The organism is Streptomyces sp. PL-29 (genome assembly GCF_058344425.1).
The window spans coordinates 3,673,921-3,699,784 of sequence record NZ_CP136996.1 but is presented as its reverse complement, the minus strand read 5'-3'; the positions used below and the strand labels follow the sequence as shown (position 1 = coordinate 3,699,784).

General features: G+C 72.5%; 23 protein-coding genes. 15 read left to right on the top strand and 8 right to left on the bottom strand.

All coding sequences use genetic code 11. From position 1 onward, the window contains the following. The first annotated feature begins 307 nt into the window (after nt 1-307). From R4Z63_RS16940 to R4Z63_RS16895, 10 genes are all read left to right on the top strand, one after another. Entirely contained in the window at nt 308-937 is a 630-nt protein-coding gene (locus tag R4Z63_RS16940; protein ID WP_037920855.1) for a DJ-1/PfpI family protein, read from the top strand. Further along, on the top strand, nt 930-1,424 hold the full coding sequence (locus R4Z63_RS16935) for a MarR family winged helix-turn-helix transcriptional regulator (RefSeq protein ID WP_037920849.1): 495 nt from the start codon (nt 930-932) through the stop codon (nt 1,422-1,424). The genes R4Z63_RS16940 and R4Z63_RS16935 overlap by 8 nt, the downstream gene beginning before the upstream one ends. A gap of 238 nt (nt 1,425-1,662) precedes the next feature. After that, entirely contained in the window at nt 1,663-3,267 is a 1,605-nt protein-coding gene (locus tag R4Z63_RS16930; protein ID WP_384446014.1) for a serine/threonine-protein kinase, read from the top strand. A gap of 327 nt (nt 3,268-3,594) precedes the next feature. Then, nucleotides 3,595-4,638 carry an alpha/beta hydrolase gene (locus R4Z63_RS16925; RefSeq protein ID WP_384446013.1) on the top strand — a complete coding sequence of 348 codons (1,044 nt, stop codon included), beginning with the start codon at nt 3,595-3,597 and terminating at the stop codon, nt 4,636-4,638. Further along, nucleotides 4,631-5,821 (top strand): acyltransferase family protein, encoded by a 1,191-nt coding sequence (locus R4Z63_RS16920; protein WP_384446012.1) that lies wholly within the window; start codon nt 4,631-4,633, stop codon nt 5,819-5,821. The genes R4Z63_RS16925 and R4Z63_RS16920 overlap by 8 nt, the downstream gene beginning before the upstream one ends. A 10-nt stretch (nt 5,822-5,831) precedes the next feature. Continuing rightward, nucleotides 5,832-7,199, top strand: coding sequence for a sensor histidine kinase (locus R4Z63_RS16915; RefSeq protein WP_384446011.1), 1,368 nt, complete (start codon nt 5,832-5,834; stop codon nt 7,197-7,199). After that, nucleotides 7,196-7,867: a response regulator gene (locus R4Z63_RS16910; RefSeq protein WP_037920841.1), complete on the top strand. Its 672-nt coding sequence runs from the start codon at nt 7,196-7,198 to the stop codon at nt 7,865-7,867. Before R4Z63_RS16915 ends, R4Z63_RS16910 begins: the two co-directional genes overlap by 4 nt. Nucleotides 7,868-7,955: 88 nt before the next feature. Further along, entirely contained in the window at nt 7,956-9,290 is a 1,335-nt protein-coding gene (locus R4Z63_RS16905) for a sensor histidine kinase (RefSeq protein ID WP_384446010.1), read from the top strand. Beyond that, complete coding sequence (locus R4Z63_RS16900; RefSeq protein WP_037920836.1) at nt 9,287-9,946, top strand: response regulator; 660 nt, start codon at nt 9,287-9,289, stop codon at nt 9,944-9,946. The genes R4Z63_RS16905 and R4Z63_RS16900 overlap by 4 nt, the downstream gene beginning before the upstream one ends. Before the next feature lie 29 nt (nt 9,947-9,975). Beyond that, a complete protein-coding gene (locus tag R4Z63_RS16895; protein WP_384446009.1) occupies nt 9,976-11,184 on the top strand; it encodes a cytochrome P450 in 1,209 nt (402 codons plus the stop codon). A 20-nt stretch (nt 11,185-11,204) separates the two neighbouring features. Here R4Z63_RS16895 and R4Z63_RS16890 read toward each other — a convergent pair whose 3' ends face one another. Both R4Z63_RS16890 and R4Z63_RS16885 read right to left on the bottom strand, forming a co-directional pair. Beyond that, nucleotides 11,205-12,788, bottom strand: coding sequence for an ABC transporter permease (locus tag R4Z63_RS16890; protein ID WP_384446008.1), 1,584 nt, complete (start codon nt 12,786-12,788; stop codon nt 11,205-11,207). Beyond that, entirely contained in the window at nt 12,785-13,687 is a 903-nt protein-coding gene (locus tag R4Z63_RS16885; protein WP_037920827.1) for an ABC transporter ATP-binding protein, read from the bottom strand. Before R4Z63_RS16885 ends, R4Z63_RS16890 begins: the two co-directional genes overlap by 4 nt. Before the next feature lie 84 nt (nt 13,688-13,771). On the opposite strand from R4Z63_RS16885, the gene R4Z63_RS16880 reads away from it, so the two are divergent. Beyond that, nucleotides 13,772-14,293 (top strand): GbsR/MarR family transcriptional regulator, encoded by a 522-nt coding sequence (locus R4Z63_RS16880; RefSeq protein WP_037921463.1) that lies wholly within the window; start codon nt 13,772-13,774, stop codon nt 14,291-14,293. Between the two features lie 205 nt (nt 14,294-14,498). On the opposite strand, the gene R4Z63_RS16875 is transcribed toward R4Z63_RS16880, so the two are convergent. After that, the gene (locus R4Z63_RS16875) at nt 14,499-15,341 is read right to left on the bottom strand and encodes a diacylglycerol kinase family protein (RefSeq protein WP_384446065.1); all 843 of its coding nucleotides are present in this window, start codon (nt 15,339-15,341) and stop codon (nt 14,499-14,501) included. A gap of 183 nt (nt 15,342-15,524) precedes the next feature. Here R4Z63_RS16875 and R4Z63_RS16870 point away from each other — a divergent pair, with 183 nt between their 5' ends. From R4Z63_RS16870 to R4Z63_RS16860, 3 genes are all read left to right on the top strand, one after another. Further along, the gene (locus tag R4Z63_RS16870) at nt 15,525-16,808 is read left to right on the top strand and encodes an adenylosuccinate synthase (protein WP_037920822.1); all 1,284 of its coding nucleotides are present in this window, start codon (nt 15,525-15,527) and stop codon (nt 16,806-16,808) included. Between the two features lie 426 nt (nt 16,809-17,234). Then, nucleotides 17,235-18,086 carry a PP2C family protein-serine/threonine phosphatase gene (locus R4Z63_RS16865; protein WP_384446007.1) on the top strand — a complete coding sequence of 284 codons (852 nt, stop codon included), beginning with the start codon at nt 17,235-17,237 and terminating at the stop codon, nt 18,084-18,086. Nucleotides 18,087-18,154: 68 nt separating this feature from the next. Next, a complete protein-coding gene (locus R4Z63_RS16860; protein WP_037920818.1) occupies nt 18,155-19,114 on the top strand; it encodes an MASE1 domain-containing protein in 960 nt (319 codons plus the stop codon). 40 nt (nt 19,115-19,154) lie between these two features. On the opposite strand, the gene R4Z63_RS16855 is transcribed toward R4Z63_RS16860, so the two are convergent. From R4Z63_RS16855 to R4Z63_RS16835, 5 genes are all read right to left on the bottom strand, one after another. Beyond that, nucleotides 19,155-20,840, bottom strand: a complete 1,686-nt coding sequence (locus R4Z63_RS16855; RefSeq protein WP_384446006.1) for a PKD domain-containing protein — start codon at nt 20,838-20,840, stop codon at nt 19,155-19,157. 207 nt (nt 20,841-21,047) lie between these two features. Continuing rightward, a complete protein-coding gene (locus tag R4Z63_RS16850) occupies nt 21,048-21,926 on the bottom strand; it encodes an alpha/beta hydrolase (protein WP_384446005.1) in 879 nt (292 codons plus the stop codon). Nucleotides 21,927-22,097: 171 nt separating this feature from the next. After that, a complete protein-coding gene (gene kynU, locus R4Z63_RS16845) occupies nt 22,098-23,297 on the bottom strand; it encodes a kynureninase (RefSeq protein ID WP_384446004.1) in 1,200 nt (399 codons plus the stop codon). Then, nucleotides 23,290-24,135 (bottom strand): tryptophan 2,3-dioxygenase family protein, encoded by an 846-nt coding sequence (locus tag R4Z63_RS16840; protein ID WP_037920810.1) that lies wholly within the window; start codon nt 24,133-24,135, stop codon nt 23,290-23,292. Before R4Z63_RS16840 ends, kynU begins: the two co-directional genes overlap by 8 nt. Nucleotides 24,136-24,723: 588 nt before the next feature. After that, on the bottom strand, nt 24,724-25,116 hold the full coding sequence (locus R4Z63_RS16835) for a hypothetical protein (RefSeq protein ID WP_384446003.1): 393 nt from the start codon (nt 25,114-25,116) through the stop codon (nt 24,724-24,726). 288 nt (nt 25,117-25,404) lie between these two features. Between R4Z63_RS16835 and R4Z63_RS16830 the strand changes: the two genes are divergently transcribed. After that, nucleotides 25,405-25,821 (top strand): DUF3151 domain-containing protein, encoded by a 417-nt coding sequence (locus tag R4Z63_RS16830; protein WP_384446002.1) that lies wholly within the window; start codon nt 25,405-25,407, stop codon nt 25,819-25,821. The last annotated feature ends 43 nt before the right edge of the window (nt 25,822-25,864 follow it).

Genomic DNA, 25,864 nt, shown 5'->3' with positions numbered 1-25,864 from the left:
GGCGCCACGCTAGAAGTGCGCAGGTGGGGAGGGATATCGGCGGACTGTATGGGGGTGGCGGGCCGGTCTCGGCAGTCTGTCGGCACCTCTCGGGCGCCCCTGCGCCATATTGACAGCATCCTGTCGTTATGACAGTCTCTTGTCATAGGCGCTTTTTGTGGAAGCCCTCGCGGAGGCCGCTACGGACGGCTTGCGCGGCACATCCCACGAGCATCGCCCAACCCGCCGACACCACGCTCACCACACCTTTCGGACGCGGTGAGCGCCGACGGCACCTGGCACCATCCGACGCTGGAGGCGAACCACCATGAGCGAGACCGCACGCAAGCCCGTCCACCTCGCGGTCTACGACACGTACGCGGACTGGGAGACCGGCCACACCACCGCGCACCTCACCCAGCGAGGCCACGCCGTGCGGACCGTCGGCCTCACCGCCGGAGCGCCGGTCACCACCATGGGCGGCATCCGCATCCAGCCTGACCTGGGCTTGGCCGATCTGCGACCGGAGGACTCCTCGCTGCTGATCCTGACCGGGGCCTCCCTGTGGGACGCGGGCGACGAACTGGGGCCCTTCGCGGCGAAGGCCCGGGAGTTCCTGGCCGCCGGCGTACCGGTCGCGGCGATCTGCGGAGCCACCGCCGGCCTCGCCCGCGAGGGACTGCTGGACGACCGCAGGCACACCAGCGCGGTCTCCTTCTACCTGGCCGAACAGCCGGGCTACCAAGGCTCCGAGCACTACGTCGAGGCCGATGCGGTTACCGACGGGGACCTGATCACGGCGGGCCCGACGGAACCGGTCGCCTTCGCCCGCGAGGTCTTCGCCCGCCTGGACGTCTACAAGCCGGAGGTCCTGGACGCCTGGTACGGGCTCTTCCACCACTCGGACGAGAGCGCCTACCCGGTCCTGATGGCGGCATCGGCGGCGGGCGATGCTTGAGCCGACGTCACCCGCGTCCTCCCGGACCCGGCAGGACCTGCTGAGCCGCACCGCGCTCGGGGTGTTCCGACTGAACGGCCAGTTCCTCTCCCTCTCCGAGGAGCTGGCGCGCCCCGCCGGGCTGACCGCCGCCTGGTGGCAGGTGCTGGGCGCGGTGCTGCGGGAGCCGCTGCCCGTCGCCGGGATCGCCCGCAGCATGGGGATCACCCGGCAGAGCGTCCAACGCATCGCGGACCTGCTCGTCGCCAAGGGCCTCGCCGAGTACGCGCCGAACCCGGCGCACCGGCGGGCCAAGCTGCTGCGCCCGACGGAGGAGGGCCGCGCGGCTGTGGACCGGATCGGCCCGGGCCACTCGGCGATGGCCGCCCGCCTCGCGTCCGAGCTGGGGGACGCCGCCTTCGCGGAGACGGTCCGGGTCCTGGAGCGGCTCGCCGCGGCCCTGGACACGCTGCCCGCGCCGCGTGACCCGGCCGGCCCGGCGGCCTGAGTCCCACGGGCCGGCCGTGCGGGGTCCGACTCGGCCCGGGGGCCGGGGTGGGGGCGGCGTCGAGGTTCAGGTGAGCGTCGAGGGCGGGCCGGATGCGCGCCCGGTCGGGGCCGGGTCGGGGCCCGGGCCAAGGCCCCTGCCCGGGTCCGGCGGCGCTGACCGGGAGGCAACCGGTCGGCGTCCCCACCCGTCTTTCCCGGCGGAGCTGTTCGGCCAGCAGGGGAAGGACCGCCCGGCCATGGAACAACTGCATCCGCACGACCCGCACCACGTCGGCCCGTACCAGCTGCTGTCCCGGCTCGGCAGCGGTCGCACGGGGCGGGTGTACCTCGCCCGGTCCGACGGCGGCCGTACCGTCGCGGTCACGCTGGCCCACCCCGGACTCGCCGCCCGCGAGGAATTCCGCATCCGCTTCCGCCAGGAGCTCGCCGCGGCCCGCCGGGTGGTCGGCGAGTGGGCCGTCCCGATCACGGACGCCGACACCGAGGCCGCCACCCCCTGGTTCGCCACGGACCACGTCGTCGGACCGAGCCTGCGGCGGGTCGTCGCCCACGACTTCGGCCCGCTGCCGGAACGGTCCGTACGCGTTCTGGCGGCGGGCCTCGCGCACGCTCTCCAGGACATCCACCGGGCTGACGTCGTCCATGGCGACCTGACGCCCTCGAAGGTGCTGATCACCCTCTACGGCCCGCGCGTCATCGACTTCGGCATCACCCGCGCCCCCACCGGGTGCGAAACAGGCCCGCCCCGGGCGGGCGACGCCATCGACTCCCCCGGCTTCACGGCCCCCGAGCGGATCCGCAGCGAGCCGGTGAGCGCAGCCTGCGACGTGTTCCGCCTCGGCACGGTCCTGGCGTACGCGACCACGGGACGGGTGCCCTTCGGGAGCGCGGAACGCCCCGGCGGCCACGCGGCACCCCCGCCGCGCGGCGCTGGAGTCGCCGCATCCGAACTGGCCGGCGTACCGGCTGGGTTGCTCGACCTCATACGGGACTGCCTGCACCGGGATCCAGGTGCGCGGCCGGGGCCGGCCGAGGTGCTGGCCCGGCTCGGCGCCGAGGAGACCGTGGCCGACGGGAGGGCCCTGGAGCCCTGGCTGCCGGCGCCGCTGGTGGCCGGGCTCGGCCGGCGCACCCTACGACTGCTGGACCGCGAGGACGCCGGGCCGGACCGCGCGGCGCCGGCACCGCCTCCGCCTCCGGTGCCGCCCTCCTACTCCGCGTACCCCCCGCTGGAACCGGAACGTCCGCCCAGGCCCTGGACGGCGTCCACCGCCCTGCTCCTCGCGGTCGCCGCGGTCGTCGCAGCCCTGTCCGTCGGCACCGTGTACGCGGTGATGAGCGGGGCAGAGAATCCGCGGCCGCCCGTCCCGAGCCCCGGTCCGCCGGCGCCGACGGGCTCCGGTCAGGCCTCCGCTTCGGCTCCGGGTTCCGCTTCGGGTTCGGGTTCCGCTTCCGGGTCGGGTTCCGCTTCGGGTTCGGCTTCGGGCGCTGCCCCGGGTTCCGCGTCGGCTCCGGTGGGCGGCGGCCTGCCGGAGGCGTACACCGGCACCTGGCAGGCCGTCCGCGCCGGCCAGACCTGGTGGCTCACCCTCACGCACGGCGGGGTCGGCGAGCAGGTGATGTCCCTGACCGTCCATGACCCCGGATTCACCTGCTCCTGGACAGCGGCCCTGCGCGGCGCTTCCGACCCCGTGGAGCTGGACGCCTCCACCGTCACCTCCGGCGCTCCGCCGACCTGCACGGCGGGCGGCCGGAGCCGACTGCGGCTGCTGCCCGACGGCGCGCTGCGCAGAGAACTCGCGGGGCGCGGCAGTCCCCCGCTCGACTACCGCAGACAGTGACCCGCCCGTCCGCGCCGAGGCCGAGGGGCCCGCAGCCACAGTTCGTCGCACGGAGCGGCGCTGCCGGACACCGTGGCACGCCTTCGGTCGCTCCCCTGACCGGCTCCCGTCCGGCTCCCGCCCAAGTGGCGTGTCGGCAAGGAGTTCCGGATGGTTCACCGGAGCGCGGCCAGATGGGCCGATGTGCCTCTGGCGTATGGCCCGTCATACCTGGGAGCTACACGCGGACACGGCTCCGTGGCGGGACGCGGACCAGGGGCTCGGATATCTAACTTCGTTGACGGAGAAGGGCACTGACGGCTCTTCCGGGACACGGGGGAAGAAGCCATGACGACGGAGACGGCCGAAACGGCGGACAGGGCAGCGGCGGCCGGTACGGCGCGGGAAGCCGGGGCGGTTGGGGCCGCGCTCGCGACGGGGAAGGGCGGCGGGCGTGGCGGACGCCTGCGCCGCACGCTGCTGGCTTCGCTGGTCGCGGCGGCCGTGGTCGTCCCCGTGTCGGCCGCCGCCTCCGCGCGGGTGCCCGCGCCTTCGCCCGCCGTGTTCGCCGAGGACGCCCCTCCCCGGAGCCGCTATGCGGCCAATCGCGACAACATCTCGGAGGCGCTCCGGATGGCCCATAACGCGGGCCGTTCCGGCCGGGCCGACCGGCTGCGGGCCATGGCCGCAACCGGTGCGGCGCAGTTCCTGGCCTTCGACGGCCGCGGCAGGGGCCGTGCCGTCGAGGTGTTCGGCGAGCTGGAGACCGCCGACCGGATCGCCGTCCTGGTACCAGGATCCGACACCACACTCGACACGTACGAGAGGTTCCGGTCCGGGGCGGTCGCCCTCCAGCAGCGGCTCCGGGCGGACTATCCGCGCACGGCCGTGGTCGCCTGGCTCGGGTACGACACCCCGAGCACGGTCAGCACGACCGTACTGACGGTCGGCCGGGCCGACGATGCCGCCGCCGAACTGGCACCGTTCCTGCACCGGTTGGGGGATCTGGCCGCACCCGGCGCGCGGCTCTCGCTGCTGTGCCACTCCTACGGCTCGGTCGTCTGCGCACGGACCGTCACCGGCCCCGCCGTCGGCGACGTGGTCCTCTTCGGCAGCCCGGGCACGGGGACCGGATCGGCCCGGGAGCTGCCGACCTCGGCCCGGGTCTGGGCCGGCAGGGGCGACGCCGACTGGATAGCCGGTGTACCGCACGTCCGGCTCGGCGGGCTCGGCTTCGGCACCGACCCGGTCGACCCCGCCTTCGGAGCGCGGGCCTTCGCCGCCGGGGGCGGCGGCCACAGCGATTACCTCAAGCCGGGCACCGCGTCCCTCGACGCCCTGGCCGCCATCGTCCTCGGCTGTGGTCCCGCCCAGGAGGCCGGCCATGCGTGAGCTCCGCGCCCGCTGGTCCGCCCTGGCGGCGGGCATCGACACGGCCACCCCGGCCGACCGAGACCGGGCCGTGGACGCCCTCCGAGCTCTCGCGATCCTCGGGGTGGTCCTCGGCCACTGGCTGGTCACCTCCCTGACCGCGGCGGACGGCGGTCTGCGCGGCACGAGTCCTCTGACGCACATCCCCTGGCTGACGCCGCTGACCTGGGTGTTCCAGACACTGGCCGTCTTCTTCCTGGTGGGCGGCCACGTCGCCGCCCGCGGGTACGCCTCGGCGCGCGAGCGGGGCGTCCCGTACACGGTGTGGGTCGGGCAGCGGCTCGGCCGGCTGTTCCTCCCGGTCTCCGCGGTGCTTGTCCTCTGGACGGTCGTCGTGGCGGGCATGCTGGTCGGCGGGGCGGAGCTCGGCACCGTACGGACGCTGGTCAAGCTGGTCCTGTCGCCGCTGTGGTTCCTGCTGGTGTTCGCCGCGCTCACCGCCGCGACTCCGCTGGTGTCCCGGATCGGCCCGGCGTGGCCGGCGGCAGTGGTGGCGGGCGTCGACCTGTGGCGCTTCTGGCTGGGCGGGCCGGAATGGATCGGCTGGGTCAATGTGGCCGCGGGCTGGCTCGTTCCCTTCACATTGGGCGCCACTTGGTCGCGCGGAGCCCTCGCCCGGCACGGCCGGCTCCGGCTCCTCGCCGGCGGTGCCGCGGCAGCCACCACCGCGCTGGTCCTGTGGGGCGGGTATCCGGCATCCATGGTGGGCGTTCCTGGGGCTGGCGTCTCGAATCTCAACCCGCCGACGCTGGCCGCGGTCACGTTCGGGCTGGCCCAGTGCGCCCTGGCCCTGCTGGCCCGCGACCGGCTGGCCCGACGCATGCGCAGGCCGGCGGCCTGGGCGAAGGTGGCTCTGCTGAACAGCTCCGCCATGACGGTCTTCCTGTGGCACCAGACCGCCATGATGGCCGTCACCTCGCTCGGGCTCCTCGTCCCCGCGCGGCTGCCCGGGCTGCACACGCCACCCGACTCGGCGGGATGGATAGCCGCCCGGGTGGTGTGGCTGCCGGTGTTCGCGGCCGCGCTGGGGCTGTGCTGGGCGGCGTTCCGCAACCACGAACAGGTCCGGCGTCCCCCGTCGACCGCGGTCCCTACCGCGCATTCCGTTCCGGCCGCATCCGCCGGGGAGTTCATCCGTGCCTAGGCTGACCGGCGTGAACGAACAGCGCGTGCCGACGGCCAAGCCGAAGCCCTCCGGCCCCGTCAAGGACGTCGCGCCGCGGCTGGCGTCGGTCATGGAGCCGGCCCTGGAGCTGTTCACGCTCCGGCGCGACCCGCTCCCCCGGATGGGCCGGCCGCTGCCGCGGTGGCTGGCTCGGCTTCCGCATGTGCTCGTCGCCTACGCGGCGGTGTTCTTCGGGTTCCTGACCACCGAGCAGCTCATGGACCACTACCACGTCAAAGGCGGCCCGCCGCTGGCCGTCGCGCTCCTGACGGCGCTGTCGATCTGGCTCGCGATGTTCCGCCCGATCGCCGCCTGGTGGCTGGCGCTGCTCGCCGCGGGCTGGATCGCCTCGATGATCCGCCACAGCGTCGGGCCGGGTCAGTGGTGGCCGTGGACGCCCGGCGGGATCCTCGCGTTCGCCCTCGTGCTGCTGCTGGTCTCCCTCCGGGTACCGCCCCGGGTGACGATCTGGGTCGTCACCGTCTCCCTCGCCCTCACCGGGACGGCCGAGCTGACCTCCCGTCCGAACGGAAGCCAGATCTCCTCCATGGAAGCCGCGGTCCTCTTCGGCTTCGTCGGGCTCCTCGGGTACGCGCTGCGCGCCCTGCGGCTGGCACGGGGCGAACTGGTCGAGCAGGAGACCCTCACCGCGGAGGAGCGGGCACGGCGCACCGTGCTGGAGGAACGCAGCCGCATCGCCCGCGAGCTGCACGACGTCGTCGCCCACCACATGTCCGTGATCTCCATCCAGGCGCAGGTCGCCCCGCACCTCGTGGACAACCCGTCGGAGGAGCTCAAGGAGAACCTGGCGGGCATCCGGGAGAACGCGCTGGAGGCCCTCACGGAGCTGCGTCGGGTGCTGGGCGTGCTGCGCTCCGAACAGGGCGGTGATCTCGCGGCCCCGAAGCATCCGCAGCCGACCCTCGCCGAGCTGAACGGTCTCGTGGACAACGTGCGGGGAGCCGGACTGGACGTCACCACCGAAGTCGCGGGCATCCGCCGGCCGCTGGCCCCCGGAGTCGAGCTGACCGCATACCGGATCGTGCAGGAGGCCCTGAGCAACTGCCTTCGCCACGCGCCCGGCTCACGGGTGGAGGTGGGCGTCGCGTACGGGCCGCGCGAACTGTACCTGTGCGTCGCCAACAGCGCGCCGAGCCGGCCGGCACCGCCCTCGCAGGGGGCGGGGCACGGGATGCTCGGAATGCGGGAGCGGGCGGGCATGCTGGGAGGCGAACTGGCTGCGGGCCCACGTCCCGACGGCGGGTACGAGGTCAGCGCGGTGCTCCCGACGGCTCCGCACATCCCGCCCGCCGACACCGACACCCGCTCCCGCACCGAGACGAGGAAGGCACCATGAGCACCCCGATCAGGGTGATGATCGCCGACGACCAGATGATGGTGCGGCAGGGCTTCACCGTGCTGCTCAACGCCCAGCCCGACATCGAGGTGGTGGGGCAGGCGGTGGACGGGGCGGACGCCGTCGCCCAGGCCGCCGAGCTGGCCCCGGACGTGGTGCTGATGGACATCCGGATGCCGGGCATGGGCGGCATCGAAGCCACCTCCGTGATCACACGTGTTCCCCGTGCCACGGTGAAAGTGCTCGTGCTGACCACCTTCGACCTCGACGAGTACGTGTACGAGGCGCTGCGGGCAGGGGCCTCCGGCTTCCTGCTGAAGGACGCGTCCGCCGATCAGCTCGCCGAGGCGGTACGGGTGGTGGCGGCGGGTGAGGCGCTGCTCTCACCGAACATCACGAAGCGGCTGATCACGGAGTTCTCCCGGCTGGGGGCGCCGCGTGCGCCGTCGCGGGCCCGGATCGAGGCGCTCACCGAGCGGGAGACGGAGGTGCTGTCGCTGATCGCCCAGGGCCTGTCGAACGCGGAGATCTCCGAGCACCTGGTCCTGGCCGAGCAGACGGTGAAGACCCACGTGAGCCGGATCCTGGTGAAGCTGGGCCTGCGGGACCGCACACAGGCGGCGGTGTTCGCGTACGAGAGCGGTCTGATCCGTCCGGCGGGCTACTGACGGCCCCGTGTAGTACTTGAGAGGGACGCGGCGAAATCCCCATCAGCGGCGACGCGGGTGCAGGCGGCACAGACCTACGGTTGTGCCTATGACCGAGACGACCACCGGGGGGACAGCCCGGACGCCTGAATTCCGACTGGCATCGGAGGTGATCGCGACCCTTCGCCAGGACCTCCTCACCGATGCCTTCGCCTATCGGCCGCTGCCCCTGGCGGGGGCTCCGGGGCGCTTCTCCCGACGGCTCCCCAAAGCGATACGCCCGTATGCGCCGTGGCGGCGGCATGCGGCCGTGGGATTCCTGGCCTTCGTCGCCGTGCTCGTCACGGTGGACGGGCAGTCGGGCTATCTCGGTGATCTCGGCGGGCTCGTCATGGGGCTGATGGCCGCGGCTCCCGTCCTCATGACGCTGGTGCGGCCGGTCGGCGCATGGTGGGCGGCCGTCGCGATGACCGTGGTGCTGGGCGCCCTCGGCGGGGGCGGCAGCTGGCCCTGGACCCCGGGCGCCTTCTTCTCCTACATCGCGGTCATGGTCCTCGTGACGCTGCGGACCGGGCCCCGGGTGGCGGCCTGGATGTGGGCGCTGACCCTCGCGCTGGGCGTTGTCCTCTCCGTGATGCTCAGCGGCCAGTGGGGGTCGAACGCGTCGGAGATGGCGGTGGCCTCCGCCTTCGCGCTGGTGATCGCCGGAAGCATCCAGATACGCCGGCACGCCAGGGCGGAGGTGAGCGCGCAGCAGGAGGTCACGGCCGTCGAGCGGGACAAGCGGACGCTGTTGGAGGAGCGGACGACGATCGCGCGGGAACTGCACGACGTGGTGGCACACCACATGTCGGTGGTGGCGATCCAGGCCGAGGCCGCGCCGTACCGGGTGAAGAACCCGCCGCCCGAGCTGGAGGCGGCGTTCGTCACCATCAGGGAGAACGCGGTGGCGGCCCTGACGGAGCTGCGGCGGGTGCTGGGTGTGGTGCGCTCCGCGGACTACGAGGCTCCGGAGGCCCCGCAGCCGACGCTGGACTCGCTGGACGGGCTGCTGGCCAATGTGCGCGAGGCAGGGCTGAGTGTGGAGAAGACGGTCACGGGTGCGGTGCGGGAGCTGCCGCAGGGCGTGGAGCTGTCGGCGTACCGGATCATCCAGGAGGCCCTGAGTAACGCGCTGCGGCATGCGCCGGGTGCGGCGGCCGGGGTGGAAGTGTCGTACGTGCTGGGCGGCTTGGGCATACGGGTCGTCAACGAGGCGCCGACCGGGGATGTGCGGCCTTCGCCGGGGGCCGGTCACGGGATCACCGGGATGCGGGAGCGGGTGGCCATGCTGGAGGGGGAGATGACGGCGGCGCGGACGGAATCGGGAGGGTACGAAGTCGCGGTGTTCATCCCGGTGCGCAGCCGTCCCGAGCCGGTGCCGCCGCAGGAGGCAACGGCATGACGATCAGGGTGCTGATCGTCGACGACCAGATGATGGTCCGCGAGGGGTTCTCGGTTCTCCTGAACGCCATGGACGGCATCGAGGTGGTGGGCGAGGCGGTCGACGGCCGCGAGGCCATCGCGCAGGTGGCGGCGCTGCGGCCGGACGTGGTGCTGATGGACATCCGGATGCCCCACATGAACGGCCTGGAGGCGACACGGGAGATCGTGGCCGCGGACACGGACGCGAAGGTGCTGGTGCTGACGACCTTCGACCTCGACGAGTACGTGTATCAGGCGCTGCGGGCGGGGGCCTCCGGGTTCCTGCTGAAGGATGCGTCGGCCCGTCAGCTTGCGGACGGGGTGAGGGTGGTGGCAGCCGGCGAGGCGCTGCTGGCGCCCTCGGTGACCAAGCGGCTGATCTCGGAGTTCTCGAAGATCTCCGAGGTGCGCAAGCTCGCGGACCCGGCGGGAGTGGGCGAGCTGACGGAGCGGGAGACGGAGGTGCTGATCCTGATCGCGCAGGGGCTGTCCAATGCGGAGATGGCAGACCGGCTGATCGTCGCGGAGTCCACGATCAAGACCCATGTGAGCCGGATCCTGGTGAAGCTGGGCCTGCGGGACCGGACACAGGCGGCGGTGTTCGCCTACGAGACCCGCCTGGTGACTCCGGCCTGATCCGGGGGCGGAGCGCATAGTCTGCGGTCATGGGCTTTGATCCGTGGGATGCCGCGTTCGTCGCCGATCCGTACCCGGCCTACCGGGAGTTGAGGCAGCAGGGGCGGGCCGTCTGGTGTGAGGCCACCGGCCAGTGGCTGGTGCCGCACTACGCCGATGTGAGCGCGCTGCTGCGGGACCGGCGGCTGGGGCGGACCTACCTCCACCGCTTCTCGCACGAGGAGTTCGGGCGCCCGGCACCGCCGGCGGCGCACGAGCCCTTCCACGTGCTCAACGGCAACGGCCTGCTGGACCTGGAGGATCCCGCTCACGCACGGGTGCGCAGGCTGGTGGCGAAGGCCTTCACGCCACGGACGGTGGAACGGCTGGTGCCCGCCGTGCAGCGGCTGGCCGGGGAACTGGTGGGGCGGCTACTCGCGGACGGTGGCGGCGATCTGCTCGCCACGGTCGCCGAGCCGCTGCCGGTGGCCGTGATCGCGGAGCTGCTGGGCGTCCCCGAGGGGGACCGGGGGCTGCTGCGGCCCTGGTCGGCGGACATCTGCGGAATGTTCGAGCTCCGGCCGGACGAGGAGACGGCGCGGCGCGCGGTGCGCGCGAGCATCGACTTCAGCGCGTACCTGCGGGAGCTGATCGCCCAGCGGCGCGCGCGCCCCGGCGAGGATCTGATCTCCGGCCTGATCGCCGCCCATGACGAGGAGGGGCGGCTCAGCGAGCAGGAGATGATCTCCACCTGCGTCCTCCTGCTGAACGCCGGGCACGAGGCCACCGTCAACACCACGGTCAATGGGTGGTGGGCGCTGTTCCGCAACCCCGATCAGCTCGCCGCGCTCCGCGAAGGCCGCGATCCCGAGAAGTTGTCCACAGCTGTGGATGAACTGATGCGGTACGACACTCCCCTGCAGATGTTCGAACGCTGGGTGCTCGACGACATCCGCGTCGGCGGTACCGACATCCCCCGCGGGTCGGAGGTGGCGCTGCTCTTCGGATCGGCGAACCGGGATCCCGCGCGTTTCGAGGACCCCGACGCGCTGGACCTCGGGCGGGCCGACAATCCGCATCTGGCCTTCGGCGCGGGGATCCACTACTGCCTGGGGGCACCGCTGGCGCGGCGCGAGCTGGAGGCCTCCTTCGGGGCGCTGCTGGCGGACGGCGTGCCCCCACTGCGGCTCGTCGAGGAGCCGCAGTGGCAGGACGGGTACGTCATCCGCGGGCTGAAGAACCTGCTGGTGGAGTTCTAGGAGGTTGGCTCCTCCGCAGTTCAGGTGGTCATGTCGCGGCGGCGCAGGGCGGTGAGGCCGACCGCCGTCAGGGCCGCTGCCAGGGCGGTCAGGGCCAGGAGTGGGGTCCACACCAGGGGCTCGGCGCCCGGGAGCCTGGGCATATGGGCGAAGGGCGAGAGGTCCAGGGCGGTCTGGGGGAGGTTCAGCGCCGGACCGATCCAGCCCAGGACCAGGGCGCCACCGGCCACGGCCCAGGCGGCCGCCGCGTACGCCGGTATCGCGCCGTGGAGGAGCGCCGCCACGGCCCCGATGACCCAGACCGCCGGAAGCTGGGCGAGAGTGGCCGCGACCGTCGCCCCCACCTCGCCGCCGTGCCCGATGCCGAGACCGAGCCCCGCCAGCAGCAGTATCAGTGCCGAGCCGCCGAAGGCGACGGCCAGGTGGCCGCCGGCCCAGCGGAGCCGGCCGACCGCGTTCGCGAGGAGCGGTTCCGCCCGCTGTCCCGTCTCCTCACCGCTCAGGCGCAGGACGGCCGACACCGCGTACAGGGCGGCGACCATGCCGAACATGCCGGCCATCGCGGCGAGGAAGGCGTCGGTGAGTCCGCTCTGCCCGCCCATCCGCTCGATGATCTCCCGCGTCCGGTCGTTGCCGCCGACCAGGTCCGCGGCACCGTCCGCCATACCGCCGAAGACCACGCCGGCCGTCAGGAAGCCCGCGCTCCAGCCCGTGAGGGTGCCTCGCTGCAGCCGCCAGGCCAGCGCGCCCGCCGTGCCGAGCCGCCCCTCGGCCGGCCCCGGCCGGGACGGCAGGAAGCTCATCCCGAGGTCGCGGCGACCGGCCAGCAGGTAGCCGGCGGCCACCTGCACCACGACGGCGGCGGCGAGCAGCAGGAGCACCCACCAGCGCTCGCCGGCGAAGGCTCGTACGTTCTCCACCCAGCCGAGGGGTGAGACCCAGGTCAGAGCGGAGCCTCCGCCCGTGGTACCGGCGTCGCCCGCGGCTTTCAGGACGAAGGCCGCGCCGAGCAGCGTGGCCGTGACCCCCTTGGCGGCCCGGGCGCTCTCGGTCAGCTGGGCGGTTACGGCGGCCGCGCCGGCGAAGAGCATGCCGGTGCCGGCGAGGGCCAGGGCGAGCGCGACCGCGCCCGGGGCTCCCTGCCCGGCGAGGCCGCCGGCGACGAGCAGGGCGGTGCACGTGTTGGCCACGAGGGCGGCGAGGAGCGCCGCGGTCAGTGGGGCCTGGCGACCCACCATGGCGGCGGAGAGCAGTTCCTGACGTCCCGTCTCCTCTTCCTCCCGGGTGTGTCGGACCACGATGATCAGGCTCATGACAGCCGCGAGGACCGCGCCGAAGACGCCGGCGCGCCAGGCCGTCAGGGCGCCGAGGGAGTCCCCGAAGACCGGTCCGTACAGGGCGCGCAGGGAGTCGTTGGCGTTCATCGTGGCCGCGGCCCGGGCGCGTTCGGCGGCGGTGGCGTACACGCTGCCGAGCGATCCGGGCATGCTCACCACCAGGAGCGCGGTGAGCAGGACCCAGACCGGCATCATCACCCGGTCGCGGCGCAGGGCCAGACCCAGCAGTGCGCCGGTGCCCGCGAGGCCGTTCGGTCGTCGCTTCATCGCGTGCCCGCCTCGCGGCCGTCGGTGTAGTGGCGCAGGAAGAGCTCTTCGAGGGTGGGCGGGGTCGCGGTCAGCGAGCGTACTCCGGCCTCGGTGAGGGAGCGCAGTACGGCGTCCAGCTTGTCGGTGTCGGCCTGGAGCCGGACCTTGAGCCCGCGCACCTCCACGTCGTGCACGCCCGGCAGGCGGGCCATGCCGTTCGGCGGGCCGGCGAGCTCGGCGCTGATCGACGTACGGGTGAGGTGGCGGAGTTCGGCGAGGGTCCCGGTCTCCACGGTGCGGCCCTGGCGGACGATGCTGACGCGGTCGCACAGCGACTCGACCTCGCTGAGGATGTGCGAGCTGAGCAGGACGGTGCGGCCGGCGGAGCGGGCCTCGGCGACGCAGCTCTGGAAGACCCCCTCCATCAGCGGGTCGAGGCCGGAGGTGGGTTCGTCGAGGATGAGCAGTTCGGCGTCGGAGGCGAAGGCGGCGACGAGGGCGACCTTCTGCCGGTTGCCCTTGGAGTAGGTGCGCCCCTTCTTGGTGGGGTCCAGTTCGAACCGCTCCAGGAGCTCGGCGCGGCGCGCCGGGTCGAGGCCGCCGCGAAGCCGTCCGTACAGGTCGATGACCTCGCCGCCGGAGAGGTTGCGCCACAGTGTGACGTCTCCGGGGACGTAGGCGACACGACGGTGGAGGGGCACCGCGTCGGCCCACGGGTCGCCGCCGAGGAGTTCGGCGGTCCCGGCGTCCGCGCGCAGCAGTCCGAGCAGGATCCGGATGGCGGTGGACTTGCCGGCGCCGTTGGGTCCGAGGAAGCCGTGTACTTCGCCGGTGGTGACCGCGAGGTCGAGTCCGTCCAGTGCGCGGGTGCGGCCGAAGGCCTTGTGGAGGCCGACGGCACTGATTGCCTTCGTCATGCCTCCGAACGTACGCTTCTTTCATAAATCTGTGAAGATTGGGAATCACAAGAATCGCGTAAAGTCGGGAGGGTGGCGAACGGCATGGTGCGGACGGACGGGCACGGGGATGGGGCTGCCGACTCGGCCGCCGGACGCGACGCGGGAGCCGTCTCCCGGTTCGTGGAGCGGTTCGCGGCGCAGCTGACCGAAGCGGGGATGCAGCGGATGGCCGCCCGGGTCTTCGCGCAGCTGCTGGCCAGCGATGGCGGCTCGATGACCTCGGCGGAGCTGAGCGACGCGCTCCGGATCAGCCCGGCCGCGGTCTCGGGGGCCGTGTCCTACCTGGCACAGGTCAACATGGTCAGCCGCGAACGAGAACCGGGCTCACGGCGGGACCGGTACGTCCTGCACAACGAGCTCTGGTACGAGACCTTCACCCGGCGCGACCAGGTCCTGACCCAGTGGGGGAAGACCCTGCGCGAGGGCGCGGCCGGACTCGGTACGGATTCGCCCGCCGGGGCGCGGGTCGCCGAGACGGCGGCCTTCTTCGAGTTCATGCAGGGAGAGATGCTGAGCCTGATGGACCGCTGGCGCGCCCACCGGGCCACCCTCGGCCTCGACTAGGGCCGGGGGGCCGTGCGGCGGTGAACCCTTCCGGTCGGTGGACCCTTCCGGTCACAGCACGAGCGGCCGCACCACCTGTCCGGCGGCGCCGGGTCCCGCCGTGCGACCCCGCACCCGGCGGACCGCGCGAAGCCCCGCACCCCGAACACCACCGGGGGCAGTGGCACCACCAGCACCACCGAACGCGTGAGCCGCGCCGCCTCCGTCACCGCGGCAGGGTGAGCATCCAGGACCCGGGGCGCAGCGTCCACGTACGGCGGCGAACCGGGCCGGTCATCGCGCCGTCGGCCCGGTAGCGGAAGTCCGCGCCCGAGACCGTCACCGTCTTCGCCCGGGCCGTCACCGTCGAGCCGGCGAAGCCGCCGCCCGTGCGCACCGCGACCTCCGCCGGTTCGCCGTCGCGCCGCGTGCGCACCGAGACGTCCGCCACGGGCTGGTCCACATCCGCCAGCACGACCCCGTCGGCCTCCACCCGGAGCCGGTGGTGACCGCCGCCCGCACCGCCCGCCGCCACCACCGGCCGGACCAGCGTCCGCACCAGCGAGCGGTAGGCGCTCCACACCGACGGCCCGGCCGGCCTGGGGAGCCCCCGCTCCGGGCCGCGCAGCGGCGAAATCCGCAGCGCGCCGAGGACCACCCCGTCACTGTCGTCGACCAGCAGGTCACACGTCCGCACCGACCCGTCGAGCACCGCCCGAGCCGCCGCGACGGCGGACTGGGGAACCCCCAGGGACATCGCCAGCGCCAGGGACCCCACCGGCCCCACCGGGACCAGGGCCAGAGCGCTCTCGCCCAGCCCCCGCTCCCGGTGCAGCAGTCCCACCGCCCGCACCAGGGCACCGTCGTCGCCCACGATCACCGGCTGCCGTTGACCCCGGCGGGCAAGCGCCCGCGCAAACTCCTCCTGCGAATCCGGGAGGCAGATCTTCGCCGCCGCGCCCGCTGACAACACATCCTTCGCGATCCGCACGGACTCGCCGTCGAGACGGCGGGCGACCGGGTCGACGAGCACCAGCAGACCGCCTACCGGCGCGCCCGCTTCGCTCATGGTGGGCTCTGGAGCCGACACCTCGGTCCTTCCTCGGGTAGCATCTTTGTGCAAGAGGCCCTTGCGCTATTGCGCCAGGGCCTTCGTCTATTCCGGGGCAACCCGTCCGACGGCTCAGCCCGCGTACATCGTCGTACGCGCCCCTGACCTTGGACATGCCCCATCCGGAAGAGGTGTACGCCTGTGCCCGCTCTTGTGCTGCTCGGAGCTCAGTGGGGTGACGAGGGCAAGGGAAAGGCCACCGACCTGCTCGGTGGATCCGTTGACTATGTAGTGCGCTACCAGGGCGGCAACAACGCCGGCCACACGGTCGTCGTCGGCGACCAGAAGTACGCGCTGCACCTTCTCCCTTCCGGCATCCTCTCCCCCGGATGCACCCCGGTCATCGGTAACGGCGTCGTCGTCGACCCGGCCGTCCTGCTCTCCGAGCTGCGCGGTCTCAACGAGCGCGGCATCGACACCTCCAAGCTGCTCATCAGCGGCAACGCTCATCTGATCACGCCTTACAACGTCACCCTCGACAAGGTCGGCGAGCGCTTCCTCGGCAAGCGCAAGATCGGTACCACCGGTCGCGGCATCGGCCCGACCTACGCAGACAAGATCAACCGCGTCGGCATCCGCGTCCAGGACCTCTACGACGAGTCGATCCTCTCCCAGAAGGTCGAGGCGGCGCTGGAGGGCAAGAACCAGCTCCTCGCGAAGCTCTACAACCGCCGCGCGATCGAGTCCGCGGCCATCGTCGAGGAAATGCTCCAGTACGCGGAGCAGATCAAGCCGTACGTCGCCGACACCACCCTGATCCTCAACAACGCGCTGGACGAGGACAAGGTCGTGCTCTTCGAGGGCGGCCAGGGCACCCTGCTCGACGTCGACCACGGCACCTACCCCTTCGTCACCTCGTCGAACCCGACCGCGGGCGGCGCCTGCACCGGCACCGGCGTCGGCCCCACGAAGATCAGCCGTGTCATCGGCATCCTCAAGGCCTACACCACCCGCGTCGGCGCGGGCCCGTTCCCGACCGAGCTGTTCGACCAGGACGGCGAGGACCTGCGCCGCATCGGCGGCGAGCGCGGCGTGACCACCGGCCGCGACCGTCGCTGCGGCTGGTTCGACGCGCCGATCGCACGGTACGCCACCCGCGTGAACGGCCTCACCGACTTCTTCCTCACGAAGCTGGACGTACTGACCGGCTGGGAGCAGATCCCGGTCTGCGTCGCCTACGAGATCGACGGCAAGCGCGTCGAGGAGCTGCCCTACTCGCAGAGCGACTTCCACCACGCGAAGCCGATCTACGAGTACCTCCCCGGCTGGTCCGAGGACATCACCAAGGCCAAGACCTTCTCGGACCTGCCGGCGAACGCCCAGGCCTACGTGAAGGCCCTGGAGGAGATGTCGGGCGCCCCGATCTCCGCGATCGGCGTCGGCCCCGGCCGCACCGAGACGATCGAGATCAACTCGTTCCTGTAGGCAGCGCCCGCAGCGGCACGAAGGGGCGGTGCGCCGTACGGCGCCCGCCCCTTCCCGCACGTACGGGCGCGTGCCCGCGGCGGTGTCACCGCCGTGCCGTTCCGGTAGTCGGACCAGTGGTTCGGGTCCGGGGCACGGACAGGAAGCCGCCACCAGGGCAGCGACGACCACGAGTCGGCGATTGCGCACCGATCCCCTTGCGCTCTTTCCATGATCGAACACGGTCACTTATGAACACGAGCGCTAATCCGGGCCGGTTCCGGATCGCACGAAGCCCGTGGATTCCGGGCGTCCAGGGGGATCCGGCCCCTGGCAGGCCCGGGCGCGGCGATCCCCGGAAGGCGGGTTCCGGGTGGGCGGAAATATGATGGGCGGGTCCTTTCCGCGGCGGAAGCAGGGACGGATGCGCCATCGTCGGAGCTGTCCATGAGCCGGCGCCGTCCCCCTCGGGTGGCCAGCGCCGACCTGTTGAGCACGCTCGGAAAACTGACCGCACAGGCACGCCAGGGCGTGGAGCTCCAGCAGGCCCGCGTGGAACTGGCCGAGGCGCTGCAACGCGAGATGCTGCCCACCGCGCTGCCCTGCGTGCCGGGCCTGCGCACCGCGGCCCGTTACTCGCCCGCCCGGAACGGCCTGGACATCGGCGGCGACTGGTACGACGGCTTCCGGCTGCCGGAGGGCGCGCTCGCCTTCTGCATCGGCGACGTCCAAGGGCACGATGTCGACGCGGCCGCGTTCATGGGCCAGGTCAGAATCTGTCTGCGGGCCGTGGCGGCCGTGGTCGTCGATCCCGGTGAGGTGCTGAGCCGGGCCAACGAAGTGCTGCTCTCGATGAACCGCGATCTCTTCGCGACCTGCAGCCTGCTCCGCTTCGACCCGGACACCTGGGAGCTGGAGAGCTCCCGGGCCGGTCACATCCCCGCGGTCTGGGCCACGGTCGACGGCCGGTACGGCATCACCGAGGACACCGGCGGGCTGCCGCTGAACCTGGTGGCCGGGTCGGCCTACGAGGTGACCCGGCGGCGGCTGACGCACGCGGGATCGATCGTCCTGCTCACCGACGGCGTGGTCGAGGGCCCGCGCTTCCCGCTCGAAGTGGGGCTGGAACGGGTGGTCGAGGTCGTCCGGGAAGCGGCCGGCAGCGACCCGGCCGAGCTGGCCACCGAGGTGATGAAGGTGGCCGATTCGACGGGCCACGCGGACGACGCCGCGGTCCTCGTCCTGAGCCACGACGCGGCCGGATCCACCCCGGGGCAGTGCCCGGACCCCGACCCCTGACCGGACCCCGTGACCCCGCGGAGCGCGTGTCACGCCCCGCCCGGCCCACCGGCTTGTTGTCTGATGACGTGGTGCGCACCGAGGGATGGCGACGTCCGGCCGAACTGCTCCTGCTGATCCTCGGCGTCGCCGTCGCCTACTACGCCGGCGGGCGGATCGGCCTGCGCCAGAGCGTGGTCGTCGACGGCGCCCAGGTCACACCGCTGTGGCTGCCCACCGGCATCGCGCTGGCGGCGCTGCTCTGGCTGGGCCTGCGCGTCTGGCCCGGGATCTCCCTGGGCACCTACTTCGCCATCGAACGCATCAGCGATTTCGATCTCAGTGAACTCGGCATCCTCGCGGGGAACACGCTCGCGCCGGTGTGCGCGTACCTGCTGTTGCGCCGGGTGGGCTACCGCACGGCGATGGACCGGCTCCGGGACGCACTGGCGCTCGTCTTCCTGGGCGGCCTGTTGCCGATGCTGATCAGCGCCACGGCCGGCACCTGGACGCTGGTGCTCACCGGCGATCTGCCCCGGGACGGGTTCTGGCCGGTGTGGACGGCCTGGTGGGTCGGGGACGCGATGGGGGTGCTCGTCCTGACCCCGCTGCTGCTGGTCCTGCGCCGGGCCCGGCTGCCCCGGGACGACTACCGGCTGGCCGAGGTGTCGGCCCTGGCGGTCACGTCCGTGATCGTCACGCTCGTGGCCACCCGCAGCCACCTGTCCGTGCTCTTCCTCGTCTTCCCGCTGCTGATCTGGGCGGCGGTCCGCTTCCAGTTCGCCGGGAGCGCGCCGTGCACCCTGCTGATCTCGGTCCTGGCGATTTCGGCGGCGCACGACCGCGCCGGACCGTTCGTCGACTACGGCCTGCTGGAGCTCATGGTCAACCTCCAGGCCCTCAACGGGGCGGCCGCCCTGACCGGACTGCTGCTCGCCGCGCTCGTCACCGAGCAGAACACCATACGGCTGCGGATCGAGCAGGTCTGCGAGGACCTGGCGGAGCTGGTGGAGCACCTGGCCCCCGGCGAGAGACCGCCCGAACACTGAGCGCCCCGGGCAGGTCCTGCCCGGGGCGCCCGGTGCTGGGTCAGTTGCTCTCGTAGTAGCCGAAGATGTCGACGATCAGGTCGGTGTTGTCCCAGCCCTGGTTCCAGTAGTCGACGATGCCGTTGTTCCCGGCGGCTGCCTGGACCAGGTTCGGGACGGTCCGGCGGGCCGTCCAGTTCAGCGTCGATGCGGTGGGGCGGTCCGGGAAGACCTGGCGGCCCAGCCGGTACTGCTCCCGCGTGTTCGGGTCGGGGGCGACCGACAGGAAGCCCGCACCGGCGGTGTTGGTGACCGTGGTGTTCAGCACGAACCCGGCGATGCCGGGCTCGTCCACGGACAGCGGGTGCCAGATGTAGCCGCGGCCCTGCATCGGGCCGTGCGTCCAGCGGGGGTCGCGGGTGTCGAGCAGCCGGACCGAGGTGATCGGCATGTAGGCGGCCTTGCTCTGGGTGCTGTAGTAGCCGACGACGTCGACGACGACGTCCGTACCGGCCCAGGCGCCGTTGCGGACGTCGATGGTGCCGTCGGGGCCGACCGGCACGATCACGGCGTTCGCGACGGTCTGGCCCGCGGTGAAGTTCAGGTTGGACGTGATCGGGACGCTCCCGCCGCCCGGGAAGACGGACAGGTGCCCGGCCTCCCTCGGGTTGGTCACGGTCACGTTCAGCGCCACGGCGGTGATGCCTGCCGGCACTCCGCGCAGGCCGCTGATCTTCGTGCCGAAGGTCTTCTGGCCCTGCAGCTGGCCCCGGGCGGTGCCGAGGCCCTCACGGGTGTCGACGAACCGGACCGGCGCCATCGGCGTGTAGCCGGCCGCGTCGGCGTGCGTGAAGTAGCCGGTCACGTCCGCGATCAGGTCCACGGACGCCGAACCGCGGTTGGCGAGCTCCACGTAGCCGTTCTTGCCGACGGGCACGATGACCAGGTTCGGAACGGACTGGCCCGCCTCGAAGTTGACGTTCGAGGTCGTCGGCCGGTCGGTGCCCTCGGCGAACGCCGTGACGTGTCCGCCGCTGGTGGTGTTCGTGACGGTCACGTTGAGGGCGACGGCGGTGACGCCTTCCGGGATGGTCCCGTTGCCGCCGACCTTCACCCGGGTCGAGCCGTACGCGGGGACCTTGCCCCGGACCGCGCCGGTGCCGTCGCGGGTGTCCAGCAGGCGGGTCGGGGTGTGCGCGACGAAGTCCGAGCCGGCGGTCATGATCTGGAACTCGTTGACGACCTCGGCCTGGTTGGCCGGGTCCGTCACGGCAACCCTGACGGTGTACTGGCCGAGCTTCGCGTAGGTGTGACTGTTCTTCAGCAGCGTCGAGCCGTGGGCGTCCATGCCGTCGGGGGCGCTCCCGTCGCCCCAGTCGACGGTGACCTTCAGCGCGGAGTCGGCGCTGACGATGGTGGTCTCCAGGTCGAACGCGTGCGCGGTGGTGGCCGTGGCGTTCAGGACGAGGGCCAGGTCAGGGTTACCGGCCGCCTGCTGGGCGGCGACCCCGCTCTTGGCACCGGGCAGAGCCTTGCGGACGGAGCGCTCCGCGGGACTGCTGAAGGTCTTCAGGCCCGGCGCCGCGACCTTGGCCAGGTCGACGGCCGGCGCACCCATCCCGGGCGCGACGGGCCCGGGCGCGACGGGCCCGGGCGCGACGGGCCCGGCGGCCTGGGCGATGCCCGGCGCAAAGCCGATGGTGGCCGCGATGACGGCAACGGAAACTACGAGACGGCGACTGCGCACCGATCCCCCCATTTTTGAACGTGCTCAGGTCTGGGCTCCAGCGTACACAGATCTTCACCCCCTGGATGGCGAATAAATGTGCGATCCAAGGGAGTTGGCGCGTTTCCACCCTGAACCGACCCCTATGCCCCACGGACCGGCCCGACGCTCCGGCCGTCCGGCGCTCCCCGACCGGCCGCCGCGGCACGCCCCGACGCAGCCGGGCCGCTACCAGGCCAGCTGGGAGATCTCCTCCGCCACCACCGCGCAGGCGTCCGCCGCCGGGTCGATCAGCGGGAAGTGGCCGACCCCGTCGAGCAGGGTCAGCCCGACCATCTCGCCGGCCTTCGCGGCCGCCACCACGTACGCCTCGGCCACCTGCTGCGGGACCACGATGTCGTCGCGGCCCTGAACCACCGCCGTGGCGATGCCCGTCGGCAGCAGCGACGCCGGGTCGGCCGACGGCATGCGCTCGTGCCAGTGGTCCGCGCCGCCCAGCAGCTGCGCGCTCGCCCCGCCGCACACGCCCAGTTCCTCCGCCACCGCGAAGTCCGCGATCGGCGCCAGCGCCACCACCCCGCGCAGCATCGGCGGGGCGGGCAGCCGCCACGGCGAGCCGGGCGGGAGCACGTGCCGGGCCGCGGCCCACAGCGCGAGGTGGCCGCCCGCCGAGTGACCGGTGACGACCACGCGACGGACGTCGGCCTGCGGCAGGGCGGTGGCGACGAGCCCCGGCAGGGCGTCCATCGCGGCGGCGACGTCGTCGAACGTCTCCGGCCAGCGCCCGGCCACTGGCCCCTCGGCGTCCTGGTGGGGCAGGGAACTTCCGCGCCGGTACTCGATGTTGGCGACGGCGAAACCGCTTCGGGCCAGGAAGTCGGCGAAGGGGGTGACGTGCTGCCTGTCGTAGGGGGCCCGCCATGCCCCGCCGTGCAGGACCACCACCAGCGGGGCCGGGCCCGGGGTCTCGCCGCGCGGGGCGTAGAAGTCGACGACGTGGTCGGGGTGTTCGCCGTACGCGGCCGTCGCGTCCGGTGCGACCGCCGGATGGGCAAAGGCCGAGGCGGCCTCGGCGGCGTCCCGTTCCACGGCGGCGGGGTCCGTCATCGGCTCAACCTCTCGGTAACGCGTGGGACAGCGGGGACAGATGTTCCGGTGTTCCGGCAGAGCGGGACCGTATCAGTCTGGAACAGCCTGTTCCGTGCTGGGACCGGAATACGGCCGGGCGGACGGAGCATTGGCCCCGCCCGCCCTGCGATGTGACGTTTCGCTACCGCTTCACCCGAAAATGTGACCCAGCGTGCGCGCCGCACGCTCGGCGTCGGCGAAACCGACGTAGAGCGGTGTGAAGCCGAAGCGCAGGACGTCGGGTGCGCGGAAGTCGCCGATGACGCCCCGGGCGATGAGCTCCCCCATGACCTTCCGGGCGTTGTCGGTCCGCAGCGAGACCTGGCTGCCGCGGCACTCGTGCTCGGCCGGGGTGACCGACTCCACCAGGCCCTGCGGGACGTACGCCGCCACACACGCGAGGAAGAAATCGGTCAGGGCGAGGGACTTGGCGCGCACGGCCTCGACGGCGACTCCGTCCCAGGCGTCGAGCGCCGCCTCCAGCGCCAGCATGGACAGGATGTCCGGGGTGCCGACGCGGCCGCGGGTCGCGCCCCGCGCCGCCTCGTAGGCCGGGGTCATCGCGAACGGATCCGCGTGGCCGTTCCAGCCGGGGAGGGGGGAGTCGAAGGCGTCCTGGTGGCGAGCTGCGATGTACAGGTACGCGGGGGCGCCGGGGCCGCCGTTGAGGTACTTGTACGTGCACCCGACCGCCAGGTCGACACCGTGCGCGTCGAGGCCCACGGGCAGGGCGCCCGCGGAGTGGCAGAGGTCCCAGACCGCGACCGCCCCGGCGGCGCGGGCCGCCGCCGTGAGGGCCGGCAGGTCGTGGAGCCGACCGCTGCGGTAGTCGACGTGGTTGAGCAGAACCACGGCGGTGTCGGCGTCGATCGCCTCCACCGCCTGCGCGGGGTCGACCGGGACGACGGTCAGGCCCGTCAGCCGGGCCGCCGACTGCGCGATGTAGCCGTCGGTGGGGAACGTCGCCGAGTCGACCAGCAGCCTGGTCCGGCCGGGGGCGGCGAGGCGGGCACCGCCGACCAGCGCCTTGAAGAGGTTGACGCTGGTGGAGTCACCCACGACCACCTGGCCGGGAGCGGCGCCGATCAGCGGGGCGATCTTGTCACCGATCCGCTCGGGCGCGGTCCACCAACCGCTCTCGTCCCACGAGCGGATGAGCAGTTCGCCCCACTGCCGGGCGACGACGTCGGCGGTGGCCGCGGCCACACCGGCGGGCAGCGCCCCGAGCGAGTTGCCGTCGAGGTAGACGACCCCGTCGGGCAGGGTGAAGCGCTCGCGCAGTGTGGCCAGCTCGTCGGCGGCGTCCAGCTCGGCCGCACGGGTCCGCAGGTCGGACCGGATGTCAGACATGGCTGCGCGCCGTCCAGAGCTCCGGGAAGACGTTCTTCGTCGCGCGCTTCTCCAGCCAGGTCACACCGGCCGAGCCGCCCGTTCCGGTCTTCGCGCCCATCGCGCGTCGGGTGGCCACCAGGTGGTCGTTGCGCCAGCGCCAGACGAGCTCGGCGACATCGGTGAGGACCTCGCCGAGCCGGTGGAGGTCCGCGTGCAGCTCCGGGGCGGCGTACAGGCCGGTCCAGACGGCCTCGACCTCGGCCGAGGCCTCGTAGCGCAGCGAGAGGTCCCGGTTGAGGACCGACTCCGGTACCGGCAGGCCGCGGCGGGCCAGCAGGCGCAACACCTCGTCGTAGAGGCTGGGCTCTTGGAGGGCCTTCTCCAGCTCCGCGTGGACACGCGGCGCGCCGCGGTGCGGGACCAGCATGGAGGAGGACTTCTCGCCGAGCAGGAACTCCATCCGGCGGTACATCGCCGACTGGAATCCGGAACCTTCGCCGAGGGCGCCTCGGTAGGCGTTGAACTGCGCCGGGGTGAGCTGGGCGAGCGGGCGCCAGGAGGCGTTGAGGGCCTCCAATTCACGGAGGGAACGTTTCAGCGCATCCATTGCGACCGGGATGCGGTCCTCGCTCAGAGCCTTCGCGGCGGTTTCCCACTCGTGGACGATGACCGTGAACCACAGCTCCATGACCTGGGTCGTGACCAGGAAGACCATCTCGCCCGGGTCGTCCGAGCGGAGGTGCTGGAGGTGGGTGAGGACGTCCGCCTGGACGTAGTCCTCGTACGGGGTCGTGCCGTCGAAGTCGAGGTTCGGGGTGTCCCCGCCGACTCCGGAGGCATCAAGGGTGTTCGACATCGCTGTCTCCTCGACACGTGCTTCCGGGTAGCGGTCCGCTCCTTCCGTGAGGTGAGTGGAGCCCCGGTCCCCTGCCCGCATCATAGGACCCCGGCGCGCCGGCGCTCCAGCGGAGAGTGACGCAGACCACATACCCGGTCCGCGTGCCACGTCCCGCCGCCCGCCGTGCGGCACCCGGTCGCAGCCTCGGCCGACCGGGAGACGGACCCGGTGCCGCCCCTCCGCCGTACCCGGGGGCTCGGTGCGGGACCGCACGGAACACGGCCGGGCGAGCACTGCGGCGCACGGCCACCTGTGGCTGGCCCCGCCGCCCTGTTCACGGAGGCGGCCCTTGCCACGCGCCACCGCGTCCCCCCGGGCGCCGGATCGGCCCTCTTCGGAGCCCCTGCGGGCCGGCAGCACTGGCGACGCTTCACCGGTGACGTGGGGCGACCACCTGATCGTCCTCCAGGTGGCCCTCTTGTCCAGCGTGGGCCCCGCCGGCCCGGATCTCCTGACCCGGACGAGGTCTGTGCCACGGGCCCGCCTGGCCGATCTCTCCGGGATCCGGTGGGGGGAAAGTCGGCCCACCAGGTCCGCTCAGCGGGCTCAGGCCCCCGCGTCGATCGACTCCGCAATGATCCCGACCATGGTGGAATCCCAGGTGAGAACCAACAGTTCGGCCTTCTCCCCCTGGATGGTGTTGCAGGTCAGCGCAGTTCCGCCGCGGCCGCCACCGATCGCCGCGTCGGACGGTCCGGCCAGCCGCAGCGCCTTCGCACCGGGCCCGTCCAGGACCGCTGCGGAGCGGAGCAGCGTTATCTTCCCGGGTTGCATCCCAGATGCCCTGGCGCCCGTACGGTACCGGCAGCGCAGGGTGACCGGCTCACCGCGCCGAAACGCGGCGACGCGGCGTGCGGAACGGGCCCGGTCGAGCCCCTTGCCACCGATCCACAGCGCCAGGTCCATCAGGGAATGCAGCGCGAATTCCAGCAACAGCATGTGATCGTTCGCTCCTCAACTCAAAGGATTCGTGCAAGGCGTGTGCGGGTGCAGCCCGCTTGCCCGTGCGTGCGAGCACGCCCGGGGCCGTCAGACCGTACGCATGAAGCCTTGGCGTCCTTGCGGAAGGCCCCGACGGACTCGCCGCCCGGCCCCGTGCCGTCGTGGGTGGACCCGAAGTCGATGACCTGCCGGGCCTTGCCCCCCGAGCTTCCGGGTCCGGTCCTCACCGTTGCACGGGGTCTGCTCTCCGATCGTCCCCCGGTCCCCGAGTGGCAGACTGCTTCCATGACGATGCACAAGAACCTGCTCGGCGGCCCGGAGCCGACGTACCTCCCGGAGAACGAAGAGGCGTACCGCCTGCTCAGCGAGGGGTCCCTGTCGCCGGCCGAAGTGGTGGCGAAGGACCCCACGTTCTCGCTCGCCTGGGCGATGCTCGCCGACGAGGCCTTCGAGGCCGGTCGGGTGGTCGAGTCGTACGCGTACGCGCGCACCGGCTACCACCGCGGTCTGGACGCGCTGCGCCGGGCCGGGTGGAAGGGGCACGGCCCCATCCCCTGGGACCACCAGGCCAATCGCGGGTTCCTGCGCTGCCTCGCCGCCCTCGCTCGCGCCGCCGGCGCGATCGACGAGAAGAGCGAGACGGAGAGGTGCTGGCAGTTCCTGAACGACAGCAGCGCCGAGGCGTACGCCGAGCTGAAGTAGAGGGGCGGGCAGCCCGAAGCCCGGCCTCCGTCGTGGGACGGAG